At 65.6% G+C, this 23,902-nt stretch carries 26 protein-coding genes; 17 read left to right on the plus strand and 9 right to left on the minus strand.

Going from position 1 to position 23,902, the window contains the following annotated elements; translation table 11 throughout:
- Positions 1-155 precede the first annotated feature (155 nt).
- The 9 genes from XI02_RS07540 to XI02_RS07580 all read left to right on the plus strand — a co-directional run bounded on the left by XI02_RS07540 (position 156) and on the right by XI02_RS07580 (position 7,082).
- Positions 156-347, plus strand: coding sequence for a hypothetical protein (locus tag XI02_RS07540; RefSeq protein WP_172648669.1), 192 nt, complete (start codon positions 156-158; stop codon positions 345-347).
- 5 nt (positions 348-352) lie between these two features.
- The gene (locus XI02_RS07545; protein ID WP_018269698.1) at positions 353-1,108 is read left to right on the plus strand and encodes a metal ABC transporter ATP-binding protein; all 756 of its coding nucleotides are present in this window, start codon (positions 353-355) and stop codon (positions 1,106-1,108) included.
- Positions 1,109-1,113: 5 nt separating this feature from the next.
- Positions 1,114-1,983 carry a metal ABC transporter permease gene (locus XI02_RS07550; RefSeq protein ID WP_016842589.1) on the plus strand — a complete coding sequence of 290 codons (870 nt, stop codon included), beginning with the start codon at positions 1,114-1,116 and terminating at the stop codon, positions 1,981-1,983.
- A gap of 5 nt (positions 1,984-1,988) precedes the next feature.
- Positions 1,989-2,861, plus strand: a complete 873-nt coding sequence (locus XI02_RS07555) for a metal ABC transporter substrate-binding protein (RefSeq protein WP_016842590.1) — start codon at positions 1,989-1,991, stop codon at positions 2,859-2,861.
- Positions 2,862-2,917: 56 nt separating this feature from the next.
- Entirely contained in the window at positions 2,918-3,973 is a 1,056-nt protein-coding gene (locus XI02_RS07560) for a GTP-binding protein (RefSeq protein WP_069275925.1), read from the plus strand.
- Complete coding sequence (locus tag XI02_RS07565; RefSeq protein ID WP_069275926.1) at positions 3,973-4,992, plus strand: WD40 repeat domain-containing protein; 1,020 nt, start codon at positions 3,973-3,975, stop codon at positions 4,990-4,992. The genes XI02_RS07560 and XI02_RS07565 overlap by 1 nt, the downstream gene beginning before the upstream one ends.
- A 98-nt stretch (positions 4,993-5,090) precedes the next feature.
- Positions 5,091-5,807 carry an MgtC/SapB family protein gene (locus XI02_RS07570; protein WP_069275927.1) on the plus strand — a complete coding sequence of 239 codons (717 nt, stop codon included), beginning with the start codon at positions 5,091-5,093 and terminating at the stop codon, positions 5,805-5,807.
- A gap of 81 nt (positions 5,808-5,888) precedes the next feature.
- Entirely contained in the window at positions 5,889-6,221 is a 333-nt protein-coding gene (locus XI02_RS07575; protein ID WP_018269701.1) for a hypothetical protein, read from the plus strand.
- 120 nt (positions 6,222-6,341) lie between these two features.
- On the plus strand, positions 6,342-7,082 hold the full coding sequence (locus XI02_RS07580; protein WP_016842596.1) for an acetoacetate decarboxylase: 741 nt from the start codon (positions 6,342-6,344) through the stop codon (positions 7,080-7,082).
- A 129-nt stretch (positions 7,083-7,211) separates the two neighbouring features.
- Here the strand turns inward: XI02_RS07580 and XI02_RS07585 are convergent, their stop codons facing one another.
- The 6 genes from XI02_RS07585 to XI02_RS07610 all read right to left on the minus strand — a co-directional run bounded on the left by XI02_RS07585 (position 7,212) and on the right by XI02_RS07610 (position 12,175).
- On the minus strand, positions 7,212-8,654 hold the full coding sequence (locus tag XI02_RS07585) for a homospermidine synthase (protein ID WP_172649259.1): 1,443 nt from the start codon (positions 8,652-8,654) through the stop codon (positions 7,212-7,214).
- Positions 8,655-8,694: 40 nt separating this feature from the next.
- Entirely contained in the window at positions 8,695-9,084 is a 390-nt protein-coding gene (locus XI02_RS07590; RefSeq protein ID WP_069275929.1) for a RidA family protein, read from the minus strand.
- Positions 9,085-9,175: 91 nt separating this feature from the next.
- Positions 9,176-9,343, minus strand: coding sequence for a hypothetical protein (locus XI02_RS07595; RefSeq protein ID WP_172648668.1), 168 nt, complete (start codon positions 9,341-9,343; stop codon positions 9,176-9,178).
- An 11-nt stretch (positions 9,344-9,354) separates the two neighbouring features.
- A complete protein-coding gene (locus XI02_RS07600) occupies positions 9,355-9,972 on the minus strand; it encodes a GNAT family N-acetyltransferase (RefSeq protein ID WP_194483383.1) in 618 nt (205 codons plus the stop codon).
- 128 nt (positions 9,973-10,100) lie between these two features.
- Complete coding sequence (locus tag XI02_RS07605) at positions 10,101-11,243, minus strand: type III PLP-dependent enzyme (protein ID WP_172648667.1); 1,143 nt, start codon at positions 11,241-11,243, stop codon at positions 10,101-10,103.
- A gap of 671 nt (positions 11,244-11,914) precedes the next feature.
- Positions 11,915-12,175: a hypothetical protein gene (locus XI02_RS07610; protein ID WP_172648666.1), complete on the minus strand. Its 261-nt coding sequence runs from the start codon at positions 12,173-12,175 to the stop codon at positions 11,915-11,917.
- A 130-nt stretch (positions 12,176-12,305) separates the two neighbouring features.
- Between XI02_RS07610 and XI02_RS07615 the strand changes: the two genes are divergently transcribed.
- From XI02_RS07615 to XI02_RS07625, 3 genes are read left to right on the plus strand one after another with little or no spacing between them, the layout of a single operon-like run.
- Positions 12,306-14,393, plus strand: coding sequence for a M3 family metallopeptidase (locus XI02_RS07615; protein ID WP_172648665.1), 2,088 nt, complete (start codon positions 12,306-12,308; stop codon positions 14,391-14,393).
- A gap of 14 nt (positions 14,394-14,407) precedes the next feature.
- Positions 14,408-15,046: a DUF1007 family protein gene (locus XI02_RS07620; RefSeq protein ID WP_172649258.1), complete on the plus strand. Its 639-nt coding sequence runs from the start codon at positions 14,408-14,410 to the stop codon at positions 15,044-15,046.
- Positions 15,037-16,164 (plus strand): nickel/cobalt transporter, encoded by a 1,128-nt coding sequence (locus XI02_RS07625; protein WP_172648664.1) that lies wholly within the window; start codon positions 15,037-15,039, stop codon positions 16,162-16,164. Before XI02_RS07620 ends, XI02_RS07625 begins: the two co-directional genes overlap by 10 nt.
- 168 nt (positions 16,165-16,332) lie before the next feature.
- On the opposite strand, the gene XI02_RS07630 is transcribed toward XI02_RS07625, so the two are convergent.
- Positions 16,333-16,731 (minus strand): MAPEG family protein, encoded by a 399-nt coding sequence (locus XI02_RS07630; protein ID WP_016842609.1) that lies wholly within the window; start codon positions 16,729-16,731, stop codon positions 16,333-16,335.
- A 114-nt stretch (positions 16,732-16,845) separates the two neighbouring features.
- On the opposite strand from XI02_RS07630, the gene hemH reads away from it, so the two are divergent.
- The 3 genes from hemH to XI02_RS07645 all read left to right on the plus strand — a co-directional run bounded on the left by hemH (position 16,846) and on the right by XI02_RS07645 (position 19,544).
- A complete protein-coding gene (gene hemH, locus XI02_RS07635) occupies positions 16,846-17,883 on the plus strand; it encodes a ferrochelatase (RefSeq protein WP_026192217.1) in 1,038 nt (345 codons plus the stop codon).
- 168 nt (positions 17,884-18,051) lie between these two features.
- Positions 18,052-19,056: an SPFH domain-containing protein gene (locus XI02_RS07640; RefSeq protein WP_018269705.1), complete on the plus strand. Its 1,005-nt coding sequence runs from the start codon at positions 18,052-18,054 to the stop codon at positions 19,054-19,056.
- 41 nt (positions 19,057-19,097) lie between these two features.
- Positions 19,098-19,544 carry an NfeD family protein gene (locus XI02_RS07645; RefSeq protein ID WP_172648663.1) on the plus strand — a complete coding sequence of 149 codons (447 nt, stop codon included), beginning with the start codon at positions 19,098-19,100 and terminating at the stop codon, positions 19,542-19,544.
- Positions 19,545-19,729: 185 nt separating this feature from the next.
- On the opposite strand, the gene XI02_RS07650 is transcribed toward XI02_RS07645, so the two are convergent.
- Positions 19,730-20,065 (minus strand): helix-turn-helix domain-containing protein, encoded by a 336-nt coding sequence (locus XI02_RS07650; protein ID WP_172648662.1) that lies wholly within the window; start codon positions 20,063-20,065, stop codon positions 19,730-19,732.
- A gap of 87 nt (positions 20,066-20,152) precedes the next feature.
- Between XI02_RS07650 and XI02_RS07655 the strand changes: the two genes are divergently transcribed.
- Positions 20,153-20,692 carry a carboxymuconolactone decarboxylase family protein gene (locus tag XI02_RS07655; RefSeq protein WP_172648661.1) on the plus strand — a complete coding sequence of 180 codons (540 nt, stop codon included), beginning with the start codon at positions 20,153-20,155 and terminating at the stop codon, positions 20,690-20,692.
- 77 nt (positions 20,693-20,769) lie between these two features.
- Here XI02_RS07655 and XI02_RS07660 read toward each other — a convergent pair whose 3' ends face one another.
- Positions 20,770-21,777, minus strand: a complete 1,008-nt coding sequence (locus XI02_RS07660) for an SIS domain-containing protein (RefSeq protein WP_016841098.1) — start codon at positions 21,775-21,777, stop codon at positions 20,770-20,772.
- 260 nt (positions 21,778-22,037) lie between these two features.
- Here XI02_RS07660 and XI02_RS07665 point away from each other — a divergent pair, with 260 nt between their 5' ends.
- A complete protein-coding gene (locus tag XI02_RS07665; RefSeq protein ID WP_244980791.1) occupies positions 22,038-23,723 on the plus strand; it encodes an outer membrane beta-barrel protein in 1,686 nt (561 codons plus the stop codon).
- The last annotated feature ends 179 nt before the right edge of the window (positions 23,724-23,902 follow it).

Genomic DNA, 23,902 nt, shown 5'->3' on the forward strand with positions numbered 1-23,902 from the left:
GGTAGCCAACGGTTCCCGTCGAGGCGGGTTTTCCGGGCCAAGCTGTCGACCGGGGCGTCACTCGGCCGCCGCAGCTCAAATCCTCCGATTTTGCGGATCGGCCATGAGTTCCTCGTTTGTAGACTCGCGTTATGTTATAATATAACAGTCATTCCATGGCGCATACGCACACCCACGACCTCCACCATCACGGCCACGCCCCCCACGGGCACGGCCACGGCCCGCACGCGCATCCGGCGCAGGCCGCGCACTGGTCGATCCTGCGCATGCCCGTGCCGGCCCGTCTGCTCGCGGCGCTCGCGGTCAGCGCCGGCCTGTGGGCGGTCGTCTGGCTGGCGATGAGGTGAGACCGGTGGCTGCCCTTGTTACCTTCCGCGACGTGACGCTCGGCTATGACCGCCACCCGGCGGTGCATCATCTCAATGGCGCCGTCGAGGCGGGTGCGCTGCTCGCCGTGATCGGCCCGAACGGAGCCGGCAAGTCGACCCTGCTGCGTGGCATCGCCGGCGTGCTCAAGCCGCTGTCCGGTGTGATCGATCTCGACGGGCTGGATCATCGCGACATCGCCTATCTGCCGCAGTCTGCCGACATCGACCGCAGCTTCCCGATCTCGGTGTTCGACTTCGTCGGCACCGGGCTGTGGCGCTCGACCGGCTTCTTCGGCGGCATCGGCGGGGCCGCGCGCAAGAAGATTTTGGCGGCGCTCGCTGCGGTCGGCCTCAACGGTTTCGAGAACCGCCCGATCGGCACGCTGTCCGGTGGCCAGACCCAGCGCATGCTGTTCGCGCGCGTGCTGTTGCAGGACGCCCGCCTGATCGTGCTCGACGAACCGTTCAACGCCATCGATGCCAAGACATCAGCCGATTTGCTGGCGCTGGTGAAGCGCTGGAACGGCGAGGGGCGCACCGTGCTGGCGGCGCTGCACGACCTCGACATGGTGCGCAACAATTTCCCGGAGACGCTGCTGCTGGCACGCGGCCCGGTGAAATGGGGACCGACCGCCGAGGCGCTGACGGCCGACAATCTGATGGTCGCGATGCGGATGTGCGAGGCGTTCGACGACAGCGCCGCGGCCTGCGCCTCCGATCCACGCTCGCGGGCCGCCTGACGCCGATGCTATCCGACGCGCTGGTCACGCCCTTCACCGAATTCGAGTTCATGCGCCGCGCGCTGGCGGCCGTGATCGCACTGTCGCTCGGCGGTGCGCCGATCGGCGTGTTCCTGATGCTGCGGCGGATGAGCCTGGTCGGCGACGCCATGGCGCATGCGATCCTGCCGGGAGCGGCGATCGGCTTCCTGCTGTCCGGGCTCAACCTGTTCGCGATGACGACCGGCGGCCTGATCGCCGGCTTTGCCGTGGCGCTGCTCGCCGGCCTCGTCGCCCGCACCACCGAGCTGAAGGAGGACGCCTCGCTCGCGACCTTCTATCTCGTCTCGCTCGCGCTCGGCGTCACGATTGTTTCGATCAAGGGCACCAATATCGACCTGCTGCATGTGCTGTTCGGCAACATCCTGGCGATGGACGACCAGACGCTGCTGGTGATCGCGTTCAACGCCACCCTCACGCTCCTGGTGCTCGCGGTGATCTATCGCCCGCTGGTGATCGAATGCGTCGATCCGGTCTTTCTGCGCACCGTGAGCCGGGCCGGCGCGCCGGCGCATCTCGCCTTCCTCGCGCTCGTCGTGGTCAACCTCGTCAACGGCTTCCATGCGCTCGGCACGCTGCTCGGCGTCGGGCTGATGATCCTGCCCGCGGGCATCGCGCGGTTCTGGTCGCGCGACATCACCACCATGATCTGCATCGCGGTGGCGAGCGCGATGCTGTCGGGCTATGCCGGGCTGGTGCTGTCGTACCAGACCCGGATTCCCTCCGGTCCCGCGATCATCCTGGTCGCGGCGGGGCTCTATATTGTGTCGCTGCTGTTCGGCAATGTCAGCGGCCTGGTGCGGCAGCTGTTTCCCGGCCGCCATCTCGAGGCGTGAGTACGATGCGGCGATTGTTCGGCTTGATTGGTCTGGCGCTGCTGCTGGCGAGCGGACCGGCGCGCGCCGCGGAGCGCATCAACGTCGTCGCGAGCTTCTCGATCCTCGCCGACATGGTGCGCAACGTCGGCGGTAATAATGTCGACGTGACGGCGCTGGTCGGGCCCGACGGCGATGCCCATGTCTACGCGCCGACGCCGGCTGATGCCAGGAAGGTCGCCGACGCCAAGCTCGTGGTCATCAACGGCCTCGGCTTCGAAGGCTGGATGCCGCGGCTGCTGCAGGCTTCGGGCAGCAAGGCGTTGGTCGCGGTGGCGACCAAGGGGATCATGCCACGGAAAATGGGCGGCCATGACGATCCGCATGCCTGGCAATCCGTGGCCAATGCGAAGATCTATGTCGTCAATATTCGCGACGGTTTGATCGCCGCGGCCCCCGACCAGGCAGCCATCTTCAAGGCCAATGCCGACGCCTATCTTGCCAAGCTCGAGGCGCTCGACCGCGAGGTGCACGAGGCGGTGGCGAAAGTGCCGGAGGCGCGGCGCAAGGTGATCTCGACCCATGGCGCCTTCGGCTATTTCGCCGATGCCTACGGGGTCACGTTCTTCTCGCCGCTCAGCGTGTCCACCGATTCCGAGCCCAGCGCGCGCGATATCGCCGCAATCATCGCCCAGATCAAGCTTGCGAAAATTCCGGCAGTTTTTCTCGAAAATATCAGCGATCCCCGCCTGATCGAGCGGATCGCGGCCGAGACCGGCGCCCGGGTCGGCGGCACCCTGTATTCGGACGGTTTGACGGCCGAAAAGGGCGATGCACCCACTTACATTGATATGGTCAGGCACAATATAAAGGCCCTGACCAGCGCGCTCGCCGAGTAGGGCAGGGGCCTCCCTGCCGGGCTGAGTGCCGTGATCCAAGTTCCTTCGGAGTTGTTATGGCTGAAGCTTCGCAAAAAATTCCTGTGACCGTGCTGACAGGCTATCTCGGCGCCGGCAAGACCACGCTGTTGAACCGCATCCTGTCGGAAAACCACGGCAAGAAATACGCCGTCATCGTCAACGAATTCGGCGAGATCGGCATCGACAACGACCTCATCATCGGCGCCGATGAGGAAGTGTTCGAGATGAACAATGGCTGCGTCTGCTGCACGGTGCGCGGCGACCTCGTCCGCATCATGGACGGCCTGATGAAGCGCAAGGGCAAGTTCGACGCCATCATCGTCGAGACCACCGGCCTTGCCGATCCGGCGCCGGTCGCGCAGACCTTCTTCGTCGACGAGGACGTGCAGAAGAACGCCCGGCTCGACGCGGTCGTGACCGTCGCCGACGCCAAATGGCTGAGCGACCGCCTCAAGGACGCGCCGGAAGCCAAGAACCAGATCGCGTTCGCCGACGTCATCGTGCTGAACAAGACCGACCTGGTCTCCAAGCCCGAGCTCGCCGAGGTCGAAGCCCGCATCCGCGGCATCAATCCCTATGCCAAGCTGCACCGCACCGAGCGTTGCCAGGTCGGGCTGACCGATGTGCTGGAGCGCGGCGCGTTCGATCTCGACCGCATCCTGGAGATCGAGCCCGATTTCCTCGAGGCCGGCGACGATCACGACCATGATCACGATCATCATCACCATGACCATGATCATCACCACCATGATCACGACAATGGCCATGGCGGGTTGAAGCATTATCACGACGAGGACATGCAGTCGCTGTCGCTGCGTTCGGAGAAGCCGCTCGACCCGACCAAGTTCATGCCCTGGCTGCAGCAGCTCGTCGCCACCGAGGGCCAGAAGATCCTGCGCTCGAAGGGCATCCTCGCCTTCACCGGCGATGACGACCGCTATGTGTTCCAGGGCGTCCACATGATGCTGGAGGGCGACCATCAGCGGAAATGGAAGGACGGCGAGAAGCGCGAGAGCCGCGTCGTGTTCATCGGTCGCGAACTGCCCGAGCAGGCGATCCGCGACGGCTTCGAGCAGTGCATCACCACGTGATGAAAGAGTTCGATCCGGGCGAGGCCCCTTCTTCCATCGTTTCGATCACCGACCGCGTCAAGCCGCTGCCGCTCGGCGCGGCGGTGGGGTCCGTGCATTTCCTCGGCGACCGCGCGTTCTTCGTCGGCGCCGAGGAGGGTGTTGCGATCGCGACCGCCGACGGCGAGATCACTCGGACGGAGACGCATTTCGGTGCCATCCTGTGCGCCGCCTCCGACGGCAAGCGGCTCGTCACCGGCGGTGACGACGGCAAGCTGATCGCGATCGATGCCAAGGGCGAGACCTCTGTCATTGCGACCGACGCCAAGCGGCGCTGGATCGACAATGTCGCGCTGCACAGCGACGGCACCGTGGCATGGTCGGCGGGCAAGACCGCCTTTGTGCGCAATCCCAAGGGCGAAGAGAAAACCTTCGAGGTGCCGTCGACCGTCGGCGGACTTGCCTTTGCGCCGAAGGGCCTGCGGCTTGCGATCGCGCATTACAATGGCGTGACGTTGTGGTTTCCCAACATGGCGGCCAATCCGGAGTTTCTGGAATGGGCCGGCTCGCATCTCGCCGTCATGTTCAGCCCGGACAACAAATTCCTCGTCACCGCGATGCACGAGCCGGCGATGCATGGCTGGCGGCTCGCCGACAACAGGCACATGCGGATGAGCGGCTATCCCGGCCGCGTCCGCTCGATGTCATGGAGCGTCGGCGGCAAGGGGCTCGCAACCTCGGGCGCCGATACCGTGATCGTCTGGCCGTTCACCAGCAAGGACGGCCCGATGGGCAAGGAGCCGGCGATGCTGGCGCCGATGCCGGCGCGGGTCGCGGTGGTCGCCTGCCATCCGAAGAACGACATCATGGCGGTCGGCTATGCCGACGGCACCGTGCTGATGGTCCGCCTAGAGGACGGCGCCGAGATCCTGGTGCGCCGGAACGCCGGCACGGCGGTGTCGGCGCTCGGATGGAATGCCAAGGGCACGCTGCTCGCCTTCGGCACGGAAGATGGTGACGCGGGCATCGTGGAAATGTAAGAGATCGCGGCAGACGAAGCGTTTTCGAGCGAAGTGGGTACCGGTTCGCGTGAAGAAGACGCGTCAAAAGACGAAGCTCGCGCCGGGGCCGCAGCGTCATGCGATTTCTCACCACGTTCCAGCTCGCCGACTTCATCGACACGCTGGTCAGCCTGACCACGGCCTTTGTGCTCGGCACCCTGATCGGCGCCGAGCGGCAGTACCGGCAGCGCACCGCGGGGCTGCGCACCAATGTACTGGTCGCGGTCGGCGCCGCCGCCTTCGTCGACCTCGCGATGCATCTGGCCGGCTCCGACGGCGCGGTGCGGGTGATCGCCTATGTGGTGTCGGGGATCGGCTTCCTCGGCGCCGGCGTCATCATGAAGCAGGGCATGGACGTGCGCGGCCTCAACACCGCGGCCACGCTGTGGGCCTCGGCCGCGGTCGGCTCCTGCGCCGGTGCTGACCTCGTGGCGCAGGCGGCGGCGCTGACCGTGTTCGTGATCGCCGGCAACACGCTGCTGCGTCCGCTGGTCAACGCCATCAACCGCATCCCGCTGAACGAGAAGGCCTCGGAGGCGACCTACTATTTCAAGCTCGCGGTGACTCCCGAGGCATTGCCCGACATGCGCGACCGCCTGGTCGAGAAGCTGGAAGCAGCGAACTATCCGGTCGCCGATGTCGACGTGGTCGAGGCCGGCGACGACTTTCTCGAGATCGTGGCGACACTGGTCTCGACCGCGGTCGAGCCCAACGAATTGAACGCGGTGGTGGTCGACCTGCAGCATCAACCCGGCGTGCGGCACGCGACCTGGGAGGTCAGCACCACGGATTGAGCCGAGGTTCCCGCAGGCGCCGCTTCGGAACCATGCCGTGGCAGGATCGTTGACCTCGCGGACAAGGCGCAGGTGAACGAGATGGCTGCGGATCGGACCAGGTTGCGAATCGACATGCTGATCGCCTCGACGTTGGTGGCGGCGGGCGTTGCGATCGCGGTGCTTTCGCTGCACGCGATCAATGCCGCCCCACCGCAGGAGATCGCGCAGGCGACCCAGCCGCTGCAACCGACGCCGACGCCCGAGCCGCAGAAAACCGCGCCGCCGGCCGAATCGAAGCCGGGCGGCGACCGGCCGACCACGCCGGCGCCGCAGCCCGCGCGTCCCGACGATGAAGCACAGAAGTCCGGCGCCAAGCCGGTACTGCCGCCCGCGCCCGCGGAGAAGACCGCGCCGCCGATCGAGAAAAAGTAAGCGCGCCGCAGGCTCGCATTGTGACGCGGATTTGACGGATGCTGCCGATTATACGGTCTCGCCTCCGCCGCCGGCGCCCTCCATAATCTGTCGTCTCGCCAACGACAGATGGGGCCTGCCATGAAGATCGAGGACGTCCGGCGCACCGCCTATTCGATGCCGCTCACCAACCCGTCGTTTCCGCCGGGGCCCTACCGGTTCTTCGACCGCGAATATTTCATCATCACCTACAAGACCGACCCGGAAGCGCTCGCCGCCGTGGTGCCGGAGCCGCTCGAGGTCGCCGAGCCGGTGGTGAAGTACGAGTTCATCCGCATGCCGGACTCGACCGGCTTCGGCGACTACACCGAGACCGGGCAGGTGATCCCGGTTCGCTTCAGGGGCGAGGAGGGGGCCTACACCCAGGCGATGTATCTCGACGACGAGGGGCCGATCGCTGGCGGCCGCGAGCTGTGGGGATTTCCGAAGAAGCTGGCAAAGCCCAGGATCGAGGTCGAGAGCGACGTGCTGGTCGGCTCGCTGCATTACGGCTCGGTGCTCTGCGCTTCCGCCACCATGGGCTACAAGCACCGCAAGGTCGACCTCGACACCGTGCTGAAATCGATGACAGCGCCGAACTTCATTCTGAAAATTATCCCGCATGTCGACGGCAGCCCGCGGATCTGCGAGCTGGTGCGGTTTCATCTGGAAGATATCACGCTGAAGGAGGCCTGGACCGGTCCCGCGGCGCTCGGGCTGTTTCCGCACGCGCTGTGCGACGTCGCCCGCCTGCCGGTGCGCGAGGTGGTCTCGGCGCTGCATTTCAAGGCGGACCTGACGCTCGGCCTCGGCTCGGTCGCGTTCGACTACATGGCGAGATGACGAAGTCATTCCGGAGATCGTGGTGGCGATGAACGACGGTGCGCACTCGCGCACCGGAGAATCTCCCGCAACTATCTCGAGATCCCGGGTCTGCGCGCCGAAGCGCGCATCCCGGGATGACCCTTCGGGTCAGCGCACCAGAATATTCTTGAACTGCCAGGGATCGCTGGTGTCGATATCTTCCGGAAACAGTCCCGGACGATCCGTCAGCGGGGTCCAGTCGGTGTAGAAGCCCTTCACCGGGCCGAGATACGGCAGCTGGATTTCCAGCAGACGATCGAAGTCCATCTCGTCGGCCTCGACGATGCCTTCGTTCGGGTTTTCCAGCGCCCACACCATGCCGCCGAGCACGGCGGACGTCACCTGCAGGCCGGTGGCGTTCTGATAGGGCGCGAGCTTGCGGGTCTCCTCGATGGAGAGCTGCGAGCCGTACCAGTAGGCATTGTTGTCATGGCCGAACAGCAGAACGCCGAGCTCGTCAATGCCGTCGACGATTTCGTTCTCATCGAGGATGTGGTGCTTCTCCTGCATCTTCGCTGCGCGGCCGAACATTTCATGCAGCGACAGCACGGCGTCGTCGGCCGGGTGATAGGCATAGTGGCAGGTCGGCCGATAGATCGCCGTGCCCGATGCGTCACGCACCGTGAAGTAATCGGCGATCGAGATCGACTCGTTGTGGGTGACGAGAAAGCCATACTGCGCGCCGCGGGTCGGGCACCAGGTGCGCACGCGCGTGTTGGCGCCGGGCTGCATCAGATAGATGGCTGCACCGCAGCCGGCTTTGTGGGTATGCGCATTCTCGGGCATCCATTTCTCATGGGTGCCCCAACCGAGTTCGGACGGCTGCACGCCTTCCGACAGGAAGCCTTCCACCGACCAGGTGTTGACGAAGACGTCAGGCTCTTTCGGCGACTTGGAGCGCTGGGTGTCGCGTTCGGCGATGTGGATGCCCTTCACGCCGGCCTGTCGCATCAAGTCCGCCCATTCGGCCTTGGTCTTCGGCTTCGGGGCATTGAGCTTCAGATCCGCGGCGACATTGAGCAGCGCCTGCTTGACGAAGAACGAGACCATGCCGGGATTGGCGCCACAGCAGGAGACGGCCGTCGTCGAGCCCGCGGGGCGCGCCTTCTTGGCCGCCAGCGTCACTTCGCGAAGCGCGTAGTTGGAGCGCGCTTCCGGCCCCTTCGACGAATCGAAATAAAAGCCGAGCCAGGGCTCGTTGACGGTGTCGATATAGAGAGCGCCGAGTTCGTTGCAGAGCTCCATGATGTCGGTCGAGCCGGTATCGACCGACAGATTGACGCAAAAGCCCTGGCCACCGCCTTCAGTGAGCAGCGGGCTCAGCAGGTCGCGATAATTGTCCCTGGTCACGGCCTTCTGGATGAATTTGACGTTGTGCTTCTCGCAATGCGCCTTGCGGCCCTCGTCCTTGGGGTCGATCACGGTGACGCGTGACTTGTCGTAATCGAGATGCCGCTCGATCAAAGGCAGCGTGCCTTTGCCGATCGAGCCGAAGCCGATCATGACAATGGGACCTGTGATCTTCGCGTAGATCTGCGAGGCGGGGCTCATCATTTTCTCCAGGAGAGTGCCTAGCGGCGGATAGAGTGGATCAGGGGTTGCGACGCTTCGCGGTGACTTCGATCTCGACCTTCATCTCGGGCTTGTAGAGCCCCGCGACGATCAGCATCGTTGCGGCCGGGCGGATGTCGCCGAGGACCTCGCCGCAGACCGTGAAATGGGCATCCACGTCACGGGCGTCGGTGAGGTAGTAGGTCGCGCGGACGATGTCGGCCATCGCAAAGCCTCCCTCCTTGAGGGCGGCCTCGATGGTCTTGAAGCAGTTCCGTGACTGGCTCGTGACATCTGACGGCATGGTCATCGTGGCGTAGTCATAGCCGGTGGTTCCCGCGACGAAGGCGAAGTCGCCGTCGATCACGGCACGGCTGTAGCCGGCGGTCTTCTCAAAGGGCGAGCCGGTGGAAATCAGGCGGCGAGACATCTGGACCTCGACTGAAAATGGCTTTGCGCGGGGTTTACGGGCATTTTTGCCGCCCGCGCAACCCCTTGGTTCAGGCCTGGCGCGGCCGGCGTTAGCGGGACTGCAGCGTGGTGTCGGGCGGCGATGGCGGCGTGCCGGTCCAGCGCCGGACCAGGATATCCCTGACTATCATCACCGAGATCAGGATCAGCATGACCGTGGTGACGAGGCCGCGCCAACGCGGGCGCGCGCCATCGGTGATGGGAATGTGCTCCGACATGACGGCCCGCCTTATGCCGCGTGCGGCACGGCGAGCGGTGCCTTCCGGTTCCGGGATCGCGTCCGCGATGCCTTGGCCTCGGGCAGCGGCGCGCCGGTCGGCGTGATCATGCCCCAGGCGCCGTCCAGCGCGCCTGCGACAAGCTCGAGGCCGAGCAGCCGCTCGCGCTCGAACGTGCCAGGCAAAGACAGCTCGCCGGTCTTGGCGGCGGTGAAGCCGAAGCGGGCGTAGTAGGGCGCATCGCCAAGCAGGATCAGGGCGCCGTGGCCGCGCGCCTTGGCGACCGCCAGCGCACGCTGCATCAGCGCGGCGCCGACGCCGAGGCCACGGCAGTCGTCGTCGACTGCCAGCGGCCCCAGCATCAGCGCGCTGCGGCCCCCCGCGCTGACGTGCCACAACCGCACGGTTCCAACCAGCCGGCCGTCCTGGCGCACGGCCGCAAGGCTCAGGCCTTCGGCGGGCGCGCGTCCGTCGCGCAGGCGCTGGCAGGTGCGCGTTTGGCGATTCGGGCCAAAGCAGGCATCCAGCAGCGCTTCGCGTGCGACGACGTCCGAGCCACGCTCCGCACGGATCGCGAACGGGGCGGCATCTCGGATGAGGGCAACGGGGGTGTTCCGTCTTGCAGTCATGGCACGTCAGTCCCCGCTTGCAACGGCATGTCGTACGCCGCGGCAAGCGTCGTTCAGAAAACCAAAATGATCGGGAAGGAGCCGGCGCGGCCGGCTCCCGGTTTGTCGGGCCTCGATCGGGAGGCAGGTCAGATGTGGTAGGTCTTCAGCGGCGGAATGCCGTTGAACGCCACCGACGAGTAGGTCGACGTATAGGCGCCGGTGCCTTCGATCAGCAGCTTGTCGCCGATCTCGAGCGTCACCGGGAGCGGATACGGCAGCTTCTCGTACAGCACGTCGGCGCTGTCGCAGGTCGGGCCCGCGAGCACGCACGGCGTCATGTCGGCCCCGTCATGCGGGGTGCGGATGGCGTACCGGATCGACTCGTCCATCGTCTCGGCGAGACCGCCGAACTTGCCGATGTCGAGATAGACCCAGCGCACCTCGTCCTCGTCGCTCTTCTTCGAGATCAGAACGACTTCGGTCTCGATGATTCCGGCATTGCCGACCATGCCGCGGCCCGGCTCGATGATCGTCTCCGGGATCTGGTTGCCGAAATGCTTGCGCAGCGCGCGGAAGATCGACCGGCCATATTGCACGACCGGCGGAACGTCCTTGAGGTACTTGGTCGGGAAGCCGCCGCCCATGTTGACCATGGTCAGGTTGATCCCGCGCTCGGCGCAGTCACGGAACACCGTCGACGCCATCGCGAGCGCGCGGTCCCACGCCTTCACCTTGCGTTGCTGCGAACCGACATGGAACGAGATGCCGCACGGCTCCAGACCCAGGCGCTTGGCGAGGTCGAGCACCTCGACCGCCATCTCCGGGTCGCAGCCGAACTTGCGCGACAGCGGCCACTCGGCGCCGGCGCAGTCATAGAGGATGCGGCAGAACACCTTGGCGCCGGGGGCGGCGCGGGCGACCTTCTCGACCTCGGCGGCGCAGTCGACCGCGAACAGGCGAATGCCGAGCGCGAAGGCACGCGCGATGTCGCGCTCCTTCTTGATCGTGTTGCCATAGGAGATGCGGTCCGGCGTCGCACCGGCGGCCAGCGCCATCTCGATCTCCGCGACGGTCGCGGTGTCGAAGCAGGAGCCGAGCGAGGCCAGCAGCGACAGCACTTCGGGCGCAGGATTGGCCTTCACCGCGTAGAACACGCGGCTGTCCGGCAGCGCCTTGGCGAAGGTCTGGTAGTTGTCGCGCACGACTTCGAGGTCGACGACGAGGCACGGCTCGGTGTCGAGTCCATCCTGGCGGCGATGGCGCAGGAATTCCTGGATGCGTTCAGTCATGGCACTCTCCAACGGTCCCAGCGACGGGATCCGCATCAACGTGACGTCGGGTAAGAGCGCTTCGGCCACATCGCGCGATGGAGGCGCGTTGAGGCCAAGAGACTCAAACCAGACTGTGCTGCCGTGGATTGGTTGGGAGAGTTTCCCGCCCGATCACCTGGCAATGAAGGACAAGCCTTTTCAGTAGCCCGGGCCGGCGTTGGACCGCCGGTAGAGACCAAAAAAGCCCGATCCGTCGTTGCTTTAAGTCGCGTCCCCCGTTGAGAGCGGGGTGCGCCGGTTCGCCTCCGGCTGCCAGTCACGGTTGCAAAGAGTGGTGAGACCTTCAACGGCATCCCTGGAGAGAGAGGCTGGCCGCCTCGTGTCCTGATGGACGTAAGCGACCCTCGGTTCTTCCACCCCTTGGCGGCTGTCCGGCCTCTTGTCCGGATACCTACCGACTGACACACGACCACAGGCACGTGCGAAATTGGGCAAGGCAGGAAATAAGTCTTTTGACTTCGCGGCGCAAGAATTTTTTTGCGATAGCGACAAATTTCCCTAACGCGTGCTTGCGATGTCGCGCGCAGCACGCGTCGGAGGCGCTGAAGATGAACGGCTGTTAAGAATGACTAACGAAGCGTGTGTGCGTTTTAGCCCTGTGCCGCAGTGCTTTCTTGAATCGCTCAAGCTCACGCGCGACGCGTGAACGGCTCGACGCGTTGAGCTGCGCGGATGAAGGCGATCATGATCAAGACGCCGATGCCGAACAGCACCGCCTGCAGGATGTGCGCGGCGACATCGTCGAGCCCGAGCAGGATCGCGAGCGCCCAACCGCCGGCGAACGCCGCGCCGAACACTTCCGCGCCGATCAGGATCGCCGCCGAGATCACGGTGATGACGCTCGGCCAGGCGATGGTGCGGTTGGCTGAGGTGGAGGGCTGCATGGTCATGGAATAGGTCCTGTTCAGGGGGCGCAATCTCTCCGAAAAGTGCCCATCTATCAAGCGCAAAAGGCCCAAAAATGCCGTATCGCGTGATATAGGTTGGGCAGCATTTTCAAGGCGAAAAACGGGACATTCGATGTCAGGAACCAGCGCAGACGCCAAGGCTCAGGCCCTTGCCAACCCCCTCCTGAAGGCATGGCGGACGCCGCTCGAGACGCCGCCCTTCGCCGAGATCAAGCCGGAGCATTTCCTCCCCGCTTTCGAGCAGGCTTTCGCAGATCATTCTGCGGAAGTGGCTGCGATCACCCACGATCCGGCGCTGCCCGACTTCGACAACACCATCACCGCGCTGGAGCGCTCCGGCAAGCTGCTGTCGAAGGTCGCGGCGGTGTTCTACGACCTGGTCTCGGCGCATTCGAGCCCGGCGATCCTGGAGATCGACAAGGAGGTGTCGCCCCGGATGGCGCGGCACTGGAATCCGATCATGATGAACGCTGTGCTGTTTGGCCGCATCGCCATGCTGCATGAGAAGCGCGCCTCCCTCGGCCTGACCGGCGAGCAGATGCGGCTGCTGGAGCGCACCTACACCCGCTTCCGCCGCTCCGGCGCCGGGCTCGACGATGCGGCAAAGGCCCGCATGGCCGAGATCAACGAGCGCCTCGCCCATCTCGGCACCTCGTTCAGCCACCATCTGCTCGGCGACGAGCAGGAGTGGTTCATGGAGCTCGGCGAGGGCGACCGCGCCGGCCTCTCCGACACATTTGTGGCGGCTGCCAAGGCTACGGCGGAAGAACGCGGCATGCCCGGCAAGGCGATCGTGACGCTGTCGCGCTCCTCGGTCGAACCGTTCCTGCAGAGCTCGTCGCGGCGCGATCTGCGCGAGAAGGTCTACAAGGCCTTCACGGCGCGCGGCGACAATGGCAACGCCAACGACAACAACGCGACCATCGTGGAGATCCTGAGACTCCGCGAGGAGACCGCCAAGATCCTGGGCTTCCCGACCTACGCCGCCTACCGCCTCGAGGATTCCATGGCGAAGACGCCGGAGGCCGTGCGCGGCCTGCTGGAGCGGGTCTGGAAGCCGGCGCGGGCCCGGGCGCTCGCCGACCGCGACGCGCTGCAGGCGCTGATCGCGGAGGAGGGCGGCAATTTCACTTTGGCGTCCTGGGACTGGCGCTACTACGCCGAGAAGCTGCGCCAGCGCCGGGCCAATTTCGACGATTCCGCAATCAAGCCCTATCTGGTGCTCGACCACATGATCGAGGCCGCGTTCGACTGCGCCACCCGCCTGTTCGGCGTCACCTTCGAGGAACGCAAGGACGTCCCGGTCTGGCATCCAGATGTCCGGGTCTGGGAGGTCAAGGGCCGCGACGGCCAGCACAAGGCGCTGTTCTACGGCGACTACTTCGCGCGGCCCTCGAAGCGCTCCGGCGCCTGGATGACCTCGCTGCGCGACCAGCAAAAGCTCGACGGCGACGTCGCGCCGCTGGTCATCAATGTCTGCAACTTCGCCAAGGGCGCCGACGGCGCGCCGTCGCTGCTGTCGCCCGACGATGCGCGGACCCTGTTCCACGAGTTCGGCCATGGCTTGCACGGCATGCTGTCCAACGTGACCTATCCGTCGCTGTCCGGAACCAGCGTGTTCACCGACTTCGTCGAGCTGCCTTCGCAGCTCTATGAGCACTGGCAGGAGCGGCCCGAGGTGCTGCAGCGCTTCGCCCGCCACTACCAGACCGGGGAGGCGCTGCCGGACGATCTGCTCAAGCGCTTCCTCGCCGCGCGCAAGTTCAACCAGGGCTTTGCCACCGTGGAGTTCGTCTCCTCGGCGCTGGTCGACCTCGAATTCCACACCCAGCCGGCGGCGGCGAGCTGGGACGTCCGCGCCTTCGAACAGAAGGAGCTGGAGAAGATCGGCATGCCCGCCGAAATCTCGCTGCGGCACCGGCCGACCCAGTTCGGCCATATCTTCTCCGGCGACCACTATGCCTCCGGCTACTACAGCTACATGTGGTCGGAGGTGATGGACGCCGATGCCTTCGGCGCCTTCGAGGAGGCCGGCGACATCTTCGATCCGGCGACCGCCAAGCGGCTGCATGACGACATCTATTCGTCGGGCGGCTCGCGCGATCCGGAGGAGGCCTATGTCGCCTTCCGCGGCCGCGAGCCCGAGCCGGACGCGCTTTTGCGCCGTCGCGGCCTGCTCGAGACGCCTGAGGCGGCCTGAAGGTGCGGCCGTCGTTGAAGCGCCTGATCGCATGGCTCGTGCTTGCGGTGTCCGTCGTGCTCGGTACGGCGGCCGCCGAGGCCCATCCGCATGTCTGGATCGTCGCCAAGAGCGAACTGATCTACGCACCCGACGGCACCATCACCGCCGTCCGCCACGCCTGGACCTTTGACGACATGTTCTCGACCTATGCGCTGCAGGGCATCGAGACCAAGGTGAAGGGCGCCTACAGCCGCGAGGAGCTGGCGCCGCTGGCGCAGACCAACGTCGAGTCGCTGAAGGAATACGCCTACTTCACCTTCGCCAAGGGCGACGGCAAGAAGCAGAAGTTCACCGAGCCGGTCGACTACTTCCTCGAATACAAGGATTCGGCGCTGACGCTGCACTTCACTTTGCCGCTGAAGACGCCGTTCAAGGCGAGGCAGCTCTCGCTCGAAGTGTTCGATCCGACCTATTTCATCGACTTCCAGTATGCCGAGAAGGAGCCGGTCAAGCTGGTCGGCGCCGCGGCGGACTGCAAGATGCAGTTCGAACGGCCGAACAGTGACGGCACCGCCGCAGCGCAGAAGCTCGGCGAGCAGAACTTTCTCGACGGCGGCAACGGCAATTTCGGCATGATGTTCGCCAACAAGGTCTCGGTGGAATGCCCATGACGCCGATCGTCTCGCGCATGACGCGCGGCCTCGCCGTGTCCGCTGCCGTGCTGGCGGCATTTGCGCTGCTCGACGGCGCCGTTCATGCACTGCTGGCGCAAAATCCGTTCGGTGCGCCGCGTGCGGCAGAGCCGCAGGGCGGGCTGGTCGGCTGGCTGTTGGCCAAACAGTCGGAGTTTTACCGCGAGATTTCCCAGACCATCCGCGCCGCGAAATCCGACGGTTCGGCGGTCTGGACGCTGCTCGTGATCTCCTTTGCCTACGGGATTTTCCATGCCGCCGGCCCCGGCCACGGCAAGGCGGTGATCTCATCCTACATGGTCGCCAACCGAGAGACCGCGCGGCGCGGCATCGTGCTGTCGTTCGCCTCGGCGCTGATGCAGTCGGTGGTCGCGGTTCTCATCGTGGGCGTCTGCGCCTGGCTGCTCAACGCGACGGCGAAGACCATGTGCGGGGCGGAGAAGGCGATCGAGATCGCAAGCTACGCGCTGATCGCGGCGTTCGGCGCCCGGCTGGTCTGGGTCAAGGGCGGCGGCTTCTTCCGCGCGCTGCAGATGCCGCGCCCGGCGCTGGCGATGGCCGGCGCGCATCAGCACGATCACGACCATCATGATCACGATCACCACGACCACGGCCATGATCACCATCATCGTCACGCGCATGACGATCACGGGCATCATCATGACCATGGCCACGAGCACGGTCATGACGCGCAACACGTCCATGACGAGCATTGCGGCCATTCGCACGGCCCGACGCCGGCCGAGCTCGCCGGTCCTGGCGGCTGGCGGCGCGGCTTAGGTGCGATCCTCACGGTCGGGATCCGGCCATGCTCGGGCGCGATCCTGGTGCTGGTGTTCGCGCTGGCGCAGGGCCTGTTCTGGGCCGGCATCGCCGCGACCTTCGTGATGGGGCTCGGCACCGCCATCACGGTGGCGGCGATCGCGCTCGTCGCGGTGTCGGCGCGCGGCGTCGCGGAGCGGCTGAGCGCGGCGCGCGACGGCGGCGGCATGGTCATCATGCGCGGCCTGGAATTCGCCGCCGCGGGCCTCGTGCTGCTGTTCGGGCTCGGGCTGCTGTTCGGCTACGTCGCGGCCGAGCGGGCGACGTGCCTTTGAAGTCCCTAAGTCCGGCGCTGTCCCGTTATCCGTCACCCTGAGGAGCGCGTAGCGCGTCTCGAAGGGTCGACGGCCACCAGCCGGGCCGTCGATCCTTCGAGACGCCCGCAAGCGCAGGCTCCTCAGGATGACGGATAACAAGGATGACGGATAACAAGGCTGCGCGGCTCAGCTCGTCAGATAGCCCCTGATCGCCGGCAGCAGGAAGATTGCGATGTTGATCGCGAAGCCGATGCTCCAGAGGATCGAGCGCAGCGTCGGGCGGTTGCCGATATAAGTGAAGACGTAGGCGATCCGCACGATCAGGAACAGCACCGCGAGCTCGTCGATCAGCCGCAGCGGGCCGACGCGGAATTCGGCGAGCAGCACGGCGAAGGCGAAGAACGGGAAGGCCTCGATGCCGTTCTGGTGCGCGCCGAGCGCCCGCGAGCGGATCGGATCGTCGTAGAAGTCGGGATCGCGCGGCCTGGCATTGTCGAAGCTGCGGAAGCCGGTCCACTTCACCGATACGATCGTCAGCAGCGAGAGCATCAGCGTCCCGAAGACGCACCATTCGGCGATCGTCATGGTTCCCCCTTATTTCGCACGGGAACGTAGCCAACTCGCACTCGGCTTGACAAGGTTGGAGCAACGCGCGAAGCCCAAAGCTCCCAAGCGAAGGATATCTAGCGCAAGGCCATCATGAGCACGGTGATCCCCTTCGAGAGCGCGAAGCCTGCCGCGGCGCTGAAGCCGGAACGCGTCGGCGTGCTGCTGGTCAATCTCGGCACGCCCGATACGGCGGATGCCGCCGGCGTGCGGGTCTATCTCAAGGAATTCCTGTCCGATCCGCGGGTGATCGAGGACCAGGGCCTGCTCTGGAAGCTGATCCTCAACGGCATCATCCTGCGCGTCCGTCCGGCCCGCAAGGCGCGCGACTATCTGAAGATCTGGAACACCGAGCAGAACGAGTCGCCGCTGAAGACGATCACGCGCTCGCAGGCCGACAAGCTGGCGGAGGCGATCGCCGATCACGACCACGTCGTGGTCGACTGGGCGATGCGCTACGGCAACCCTTCGATCAAGGAGCGCATCGAGGCGCTGGCGGCGCAGGGCTGCGGCCGGCTCCTGGTGGTGCCGCTCTATCCGCAATATTCCGCCGCGACGTCGGCGACGGTCTGCGACGAGGCGTTTCGCGTGCTGGCCGGCATGCGCGCGCAGCCGATCCTGCGGGTGACGCCGCCGTACTACGACGATCCCGACTACATCGAGGCGCTCGCGGTCTCGATCAATGCGCATCTTGCGACCTTGCCATTCCAGCCCGAGATCATCGTCGCCTCGTTCCACGGCATGCCGAAGGAATATGTCGACAAGGGCGATCCGTATCAGGTGCAATGCATCGCCACGACCAATGCGCTGCGCAAGCGGCTCGGGCTCGATGCCAACGGGCTGATCCTCACCTTCCAGTCGCGCTTCGGCAAGGCCGAGTGGCTGCAGCCCTATACCGACAAGACGGTCGAGAAGCTGGCCAAGGACGGCGTGCGGCGCATTGCCGTGGTGACGCCCGGCTTCTCCGCCGATTGCCTGGAGACGCTGGAGGAGATCGCGCAGGAGAATGCCGAGATCTTCCGGCACAATGGCGGCGAGCAGTTCGCGGCGATCCCCTGCCTCAACGACAGCGACGGCGGCATGGACGTGATTCGCCAGCTCGTGCTGCGCGAGCTTCAGGGCTGGATCTGATTGTTAACGATCAGTGACACCGGACACGGCTATTCATTTCCATCTGGTAGTCGGACGGCAGCTTCCTATGTGCTAGGGAGAACAACAGCCGGCTGAACCGGCGGAGCGGTCCTGCCGACCAATGCACGACCGTGACTGGCGACGGTCTCGCCGGCCCTGGAGGACTTTATGACTGGCTTCGACGTTTTCGCGATCGCGTTTGTTCTTCTCGTCATCGTTACGCTGTTCGCCGGGATCAAGACCGTTCCGCAGGGGTTTGACTGGACCATCGAGCGGTTCGGCAAATACACCCGCACGCTGTCGCCCGGCCTCAATCTGATCGTGCCCTACTTCGATCGCATCGGGCGCAAGATCAACATGATGGAGCAGGTGATCAACATCCCCGAGCAGGAGGTGATCACCAAGGACAACGCCACCGTGACGGTGGACGGCGTCGCGTTCTACCAGGTGTTCGATGCCGCGAAGGCGAGCTACGAGGTCGCCAATCTCAACCAGGCGATCACCGTCCTGACCATGACCAATATCCGCTCGGTGATGGGCTCGATGGATCTCGACCAGGTGCTGTCGCATCGCGACGAGATCAACGAGCGGCTGCTGCGCGTGGTCGACGCCGCGGTGTCGCCCTGGGGCGTCAAGGTCAACCGCATCGAGATCAAGGACATCGTGCCGCCGGCCGACCTCGTCGAGGCGATGGGCCGGCAGATGAAGGCCGAGCGCGTCAAGCGCGCCGATATTTTGCAGGCCGAGGGCCAGCGGCAATCCGAAATCCTGCGCGCCGAGGGCGCCAAGCAGGGGCAGATCCTGCAGGCCGAGGGCCGCCGCGAAGCCGCCTTCCGCGACGCCGAGGCGCGCGAGCGGCTCGCCGAGGCCGAGGCCAAGGCGACCCAGATGGTTTCGGAATCGATCGCCAAGGGCGACGTCGCCGCGCTGAACTATTTCATCGCCGACAAGTACATCAAGGCGTTCGGCCAGCTCGCGGAATCGCCGAACCAGAAGGTCTTGATGCTGCCGATCGAGACCTCCAGCGTGCTGGGCTCGCTGGCCGGCATCGGCGAGATCGCCCGCGCCACCTTTGGCGAGAGTGCTGCGTCCGCTACGGCCGCGGCGCGGCGTGGCGGCTCGGTCCCGCCGGCCGGCCCGACTGCGCCGCCGCCGGTGCCGCCGCAGCGGTGAGGGCGTGACGGCGTCGCGCCCGCAATGGTAGAGGTCACGTCATGGCCGAGATGTTTTCGACATTGGGTACCTGGAACTGGCTGATCTTCGGCTTCATCCTGATGGCGCTGGAGCTCGCGGCGCCCGGGGTCTTCCTGTTCTGGCTCGGGCTCGCAGCGCTCCTTGTGGGCCTGCTGTCGTTCGCTTTCACGCCGTCCTGGCAGATCCAGCTCCTGATGTTCGCAGTGTTCGCCGCGTTGGCGGTGCCGGCATGGCGGCATTTTGCCAAGGGCGCGACGGCGGCGAGCAAGACCAACCCGTTCCTCAACCGCCGCAACGAAGCCCTGGTCGGCCGCGAATTCACGCTGGAGAAGCCGATCATCGACGGATCGGGCACGGTGCGGATCGACGACACGGTCTGGCGCGTCGCCGGCCCCGATGCGCCGGCCGGCAGCCGGGTGAAGGTGGTCCGCGCCGACGGCGCCAGCCTGACGGTGGCGATCGCTTAGTTTGACCTGAGCCATCGACGACGACTTGGCCCGAGCGAATGCTGCTTCGGACGAGTAATCCGTAGCCCGGGTGAGCCAACGGGTCGCGCGAATGCGCGCCCGATGACAGGCTCCGCGATACCCGGGGAAACCGGTCCCGCATGTCGCTCCGCTCATGCGGGCTACACACTGACGGCCGCCGAGGTCTAGCTGCCGCCCCGCTTGCTCCAGCGCTCGGCGAAACGATGGAGCGGCGTGAAGGTCTGGAACAGTTCGCGGCCGAGCGCGGTGAGGCCGTAGCCGTCCTCCGATAGTTCGACGAAGCCGGCCTCGCGCAGCTCGGTCAATCGCGTCTGCAGGATCGTTGGCGAGGCCTCGTCGCAGGCAGTGCGCAGCGCGCGCGAGGTCAGCGCGCCCTCGCGCAGCTCCCAGATGATGCGCAAGGTCCAGCGCCGTCCCAAGAGATCGAGCAGCGCCATGATCGGGCGGCCGGTCCGCGAGCCGCGGACGCTGGGTCTTGTGACTGGGCCCTGCTTCGGCATGTCGCGAATTCCCTTCGAATCCCTCTTGCGAGTCGCTACATATATTGTAGCGTGGTACTACATTAAATGTAGCAACGGGATCAGGCCATGTCACGCCTCGCGCCGCTCGATCCGCCCTATCCGGCGGACGTTCAACAGCATTTCGATCGCATCATGCGCGGCAAGCCGCCGCTGATGCTGTTCCGCGTGATGGCCGGCCATCCGCGCGCCTGGGAGAAGTTTCGCGGCGGCAGCCTATTGGACCGCGGGCCGCTGTCGCTAAGGGCGCGGGAGATCGTGATCGACCGCACCTGCGCACTCAACGCCTGCGAATATGAATGGGGCGTGCACGTCACGGCGTTCGGCGCGGCCGCCGAACTGACGGAGCAGCAGGTTGACGCCACCGTGCGCGGTCCGGCCGATGCCGGCTGCTGGTCGCAGGCCGAACAGTCAATGATCGCGGCAGTCGACGCGCTGCATGTCCGCGCGACGCTGGATGACGCGGAATTCGCGGCGCTGTCGGCGCATTACGATGAGGACCAGATCCTGGAGATCATCCTGTTGTGCGGCTTCTACCGCACGGTCTCCTACCTCGCCAACGCGCTGGCCCTGCCGCTGGAGGAAACCGCGGCGCGGTTTCCGAGGTAATCATCGTCATCCCCGGGTTCGCGCCAACAGGCGCGCCCTCAGATGCGCCATCGCGCATCGGGGAATGACCAAAGGCCCTACGCTACACCCGCCCGCAGCAGATCGTGCAGATGGATGATGCCGACCGGCTTCTTGGCGTCGGTCACGATCAGCGTCGTGATCTTCGAGGCGTTGAGCAATTCCAACACTTCGCCGGCCAGCGTGTCGCGGCTGATCGTCTTCGGCGTCCTGGTCATGACCTCGTCGACCGACCGCGTCAAAAGGTCGGGACGCATCTGCCGGCGCAGATCGCCGTCGGTGACGATGCCGACGAGATGGCCGTGGCGATCGACGATGCCGACGCAGCCAAAACCCTTGGAGGTCATCTCGACCAGCGCGTCCGACATCTTGGTGCCGAGCGGCTTCAGCGGCAGCGCGTCGCCGCCATGCATCAGGTCGCGGGCATATTTCAGGAGCGCGCCGAGCTTGCCGCCCGGATGCAGCACGCTGAAATCGGTCGAGGTGAAGCCGCGGCCCTCAAGCAGCGCGATCGCCAGCGCATCGCCGAGCGCCAGCATCATCAGCGAGGACGTGGTCGGCGCCAGATTGTGCGGGCAGGCCTCGCGGGCCTTCGGCAGCGTCAGCTGCACGTCGGCGGCCTTGCTCAGCGTCGAATCCTTGTCGGCCGTCATCGCGATCAGCGGAATGCCGAAGCGGGCGGCATAGGCGATCAGGTTGCGCATCTCCGGCTGCTCGCCGGACCATGACAGCGCCAGGATCACGTCATCGATCGTGATCATGCCGAGATCGCCATGGCTCGCTTCGGCGGCGTGCACGAAGAACGCCGGCGTGCCGGTCGAGGCAAAGGTCGCGGCGATCTTGCGCCCGATATGGCCGGACTTGCCGAGCCCGGTGACGATCAGCCGTCCCTTGGCGTTGCCGATCAGCTCGGACGCGGCCGCGAACGGCGCGCCGAGGTCGGACTTCAGTGCCGCGGAGAGGGCTGCGACGCCGCTTGCTTCGGCATCGAGGGTGCGGAGCGCCGATTGAACGGCGCCGTCATCGGGGCCGGATGATTTGGTCATCAGCGGTTTCGGTTTGGCCATTTAGGATTCCAAGGGAGGGTTTTGCACCCGGGCGTCTCCCTTAGCACGTTCGATTCCGCGATGCGACGCGCGGCGGCCGATCCTCAACGGCTCATTAACCATAATTGTTTTAACTCCATTAACGACGTTTTCTGCCGCCCGGCGGAGTGCGTCCGACAAGTATGTGAATTCGTTGGAGTTTTTCCATCGTGTTGCGGCGGCCAGCAAGCGGCCAAGACCGGCGCGGACGCCTCGTCCGCGCGGTTTTGCCATGCCCTGCCGTGGCCGTCCTGGCGCTGACCGTGACCACCGGGTTCGCCGCGGCCCAGACCGTGACGCCCGATCTGTTCAGCCCTAATCGCCAGAGCCAGGTGATCACGCAGGATTCGCCGCTGCGCCGGACCACGGCCGACGCCATGGATCCGCTCAGCGGCCTGAAGCTGCCCGACGCCGATCGCGATCGCCGTTCGTCGTCGTCTTCATCGACATCAACGACGACGCGGATCGGGCAGGTCCCGACCTACGGGCTCCCCGCGGCGAACGGCGCCTCGACGTCGGGCTATGACTCGCTCAACCGCAAGCGCCAGAAGCCGAAATATTACCCGGGCCAGGCCAAACCGAAGCCGCCGGCGGGACCCGGCTCGCCGCCGACGACGCCGGTGCCATTGAACGCCACGGGGCAGCTGCGGCTGTCGATCCCGCCCTCGGAGACCGCCAACAAGACGCCGCTGCCGCCGGCGATGGCCGGCACCATCGTCGGCCAGCCGCCGCGCAAGCGGCTGAAGATCGACGACGATCCGTTCGGCGCGGTCGGCGACTACGCCGGCTCGTTCATGGTCAAGACCGCGGTCGAGGCGATGGCCGGCTACGACACCAATCCGGGCCGGCTCTACTCGCCGCAGGGCAGGGCGTTCTACATGGTCGCGCCGGAATTCCTCGCGGTCTCCGACTGGGAGCGTCACGCCGTCGTCGCCGATTTGCGCGGCTCCTTCACCGGCTATGGCTCCGGGCTGACGCCGAACGCCGACGGTACGCCGTTGTCGGCGCCGCTCGATATCGACCGTCCGAATTTCACCGGCCATATCGACGGCCGTCTCGATGTCTCCAGGGACACGCATCTCCTGGGGCAGGCCCGCCTGCTGGTCTCGACCGACAATCCCGGCAGCCCGAACGTGCAGGCCGGCCTCGCCAGATATCCGATCTACACCACGGTCGGCGGCACCTTCGGCATCGACCAGAATTTCAACCGCATGCAGGTCTCGCTCGGCGGCACAGTCGACCGCACCGATTACCAATGGTCGAAGCTGACCGACGGCACCTCGTCGTCGAACGACGACCGCAATTTCACGCAGTATGGCGGTGTCGGCCGCGTCAGCTATGAGCTCAATCCGGCCGTGAAGCCGTTCGTGGAAGTGGAGGGCGACAGCCGCTTCCATGATCTCTATCTCGACCGCAACGGTTACGCGCGCAATTCGTCGGGCGGTTACGTCAAGGCCGGTACGTCGTTCGAATTCACGCGGATTCTGTTCGGCGAAATCTCGATCGGCTATGCCAGGCGCGACTATGTCGACCCGCGGCTTAGCCCACTCGAGGGCCTGCTGACCACCGCCTCGCTGACCTGGAATGCGACGCCGCTGACCACGGCCAAATTCTATTCCGATACCCAGCTCGGCGAGACCACGCTGCCCGGCACCTCGGGCGTGCTGTCGCGCACCTACACCGTCGAGGTCGACCACGACTTCCGCCGCTGGCTGACCGGCATCGGCAAGTTCACCTACGGCACGCTCGACTACCAGGGCGACAACCGCAACGACACGATCTACTCGGTGTCAGGCGACCTGATCTACAAGATGACCCGCAGCCTCTGGATCAAGGGCACCGTGCGCCGCGACTGGCTGGATTCCAACCAGCCGGGACAGAGCTCGGCATCGACCGTGGTGATGCTGGGCGTGCGAGTGCAGAATTAGCGGTGAGGATGCCTAAGTCGCATCTCAAATGAGGTGTCGTGCTCCGCGAACGCGGGGCACCCAGTACGCCGCGGCCTATCCCTTCAAGCCTTGACGTCTCTGGAATACTGGATCGCCCGCTTTCGCGGGCGATGACGGCAGAGTTTGTGAGATGCAGTTCGGTGAAACCGCCGGGGCGA

This window comes from Bradyrhizobium sp. CCBAU 21365, from assembly GCF_015291305.1.
GTDB classification, from domain to species: Bacteria; Pseudomonadota; Alphaproteobacteria; order Rhizobiales; family Xanthobacteraceae; genus Bradyrhizobium; species Bradyrhizobium elkanii.

What these genes read in the sequence shown, in the direction of transcription:
- XI02_RS07540 (WP_172648669.1), top strand. Translation starts at nt 156, where the DNA reads ATGGCGCATACGCACACCCACGACCTCCACCATCACGGCCACGCCCCC.
- XI02_RS07550 (WP_016842589.1), top strand. Translation starts at nt 1,114, where the DNA reads ATGCTATCCGACGCGCTGGTCACGCCCTTCACCGAATTCGAGTTCATG.
- XI02_RS07555 (WP_016842590.1), top strand. Translation starts at nt 1,989, where the DNA reads ATGCGGCGATTGTTCGGCTTGATTGGTCTGGCGCTGCTGCTGGCGAGC.
- XI02_RS07560 (WP_069275925.1), top strand. Translation starts at nt 2,918, where the DNA reads ATGGCTGAAGCTTCGCAAAAAATTCCTGTGACCGTGCTGACAGGCTAT.
- XI02_RS07565 (WP_069275926.1), top strand. Translation starts at nt 3,973, where the DNA reads ATGAAAGAGTTCGATCCGGGCGAGGCCCCTTCTTCCATCGTTTCGATC.
- XI02_RS07570 (WP_069275927.1), top strand. Translation starts at nt 5,091, where the DNA reads ATGCGATTTCTCACCACGTTCCAGCTCGCCGACTTCATCGACACGCTG.
- XI02_RS07575 (WP_018269701.1), top strand. Translation starts at nt 5,889, where the DNA reads ATGGCTGCGGATCGGACCAGGTTGCGAATCGACATGCTGATCGCCTCG.
- XI02_RS07580 (WP_016842596.1), top strand. Translation starts at nt 6,342, where the DNA reads ATGAAGATCGAGGACGTCCGGCGCACCGCCTATTCGATGCCGCTCACC.
- XI02_RS07585 (WP_172649259.1), bottom strand. Translation starts at nt 8,654, where the DNA reads ATGAGCCCCGCCTCGCAGATCTACGCGAAGATCACAGGTCCCATTGTC.
- XI02_RS07590 (WP_069275929.1), bottom strand. Translation starts at nt 9,084, where the DNA reads ATGTCTCGCCGCCTGATTTCCACCGGCTCGCCCTTTGAGAAGACCGCC.
- XI02_RS07595 (WP_172648668.1), bottom strand. Translation starts at nt 9,343, where the DNA reads ATGTCGGAGCACATTCCCATCACCGATGGCGCGCGCCCGCGTTGGCGC.
- XI02_RS07600 (WP_194483383.1), bottom strand. Translation starts at nt 9,972, where the DNA reads ATGACTGCAAGACGGAACACCCCCGTTGCCCTCATCCGAGATGCCGCC.
- XI02_RS07605 (WP_172648667.1), bottom strand. Translation starts at nt 11,243, where the DNA reads ATGACTGAACGCATCCAGGAATTCCTGCGCCATCGCCGCCAGGATGGA.
- XI02_RS07610 (WP_172648666.1), bottom strand. Translation starts at nt 12,175, where the DNA reads ATGACCATGCAGCCCTCCACCTCAGCCAACCGCACCATCGCCTGGCCG.
- XI02_RS07615 (WP_172648665.1), top strand. Translation starts at nt 12,306, where the DNA reads ATGTCAGGAACCAGCGCAGACGCCAAGGCTCAGGCCCTTGCCAACCCC.
- XI02_RS07625 (WP_172648664.1), top strand. Translation starts at nt 15,037, where the DNA reads ATGCCCATGACGCCGATCGTCTCGCGCATGACGCGCGGCCTCGCCGTG.
- XI02_RS07630 (WP_016842609.1), bottom strand. Translation starts at nt 16,731, where the DNA reads ATGACGATCGCCGAATGGTGCGTCTTCGGGACGCTGATGCTCTCGCTG.
- hemH (WP_026192217.1), top strand. Translation starts at nt 16,846, where the DNA reads ATGAGCACGGTGATCCCCTTCGAGAGCGCGAAGCCTGCCGCGGCGCTG.
- XI02_RS07640 (WP_018269705.1), top strand. Translation starts at nt 18,052, where the DNA reads ATGACTGGCTTCGACGTTTTCGCGATCGCGTTTGTTCTTCTCGTCATC.
- XI02_RS07645 (WP_172648663.1), top strand. Translation starts at nt 19,098, where the DNA reads ATGGCCGAGATGTTTTCGACATTGGGTACCTGGAACTGGCTGATCTTC.
- XI02_RS07650 (WP_172648662.1), bottom strand. Translation starts at nt 20,065, where the DNA reads ATGCCGAAGCAGGGCCCAGTCACAAGACCCAGCGTCCGCGGCTCGCGG.
- XI02_RS07655 (WP_172648661.1), top strand. Translation starts at nt 20,153, where the DNA reads ATGTCACGCCTCGCGCCGCTCGATCCGCCCTATCCGGCGGACGTTCAA.
- XI02_RS07660 (WP_016841098.1), bottom strand. Translation starts at nt 21,777, where the DNA reads ATGGCCAAACCGAAACCGCTGATGACCAAATCATCCGGCCCCGATGAC.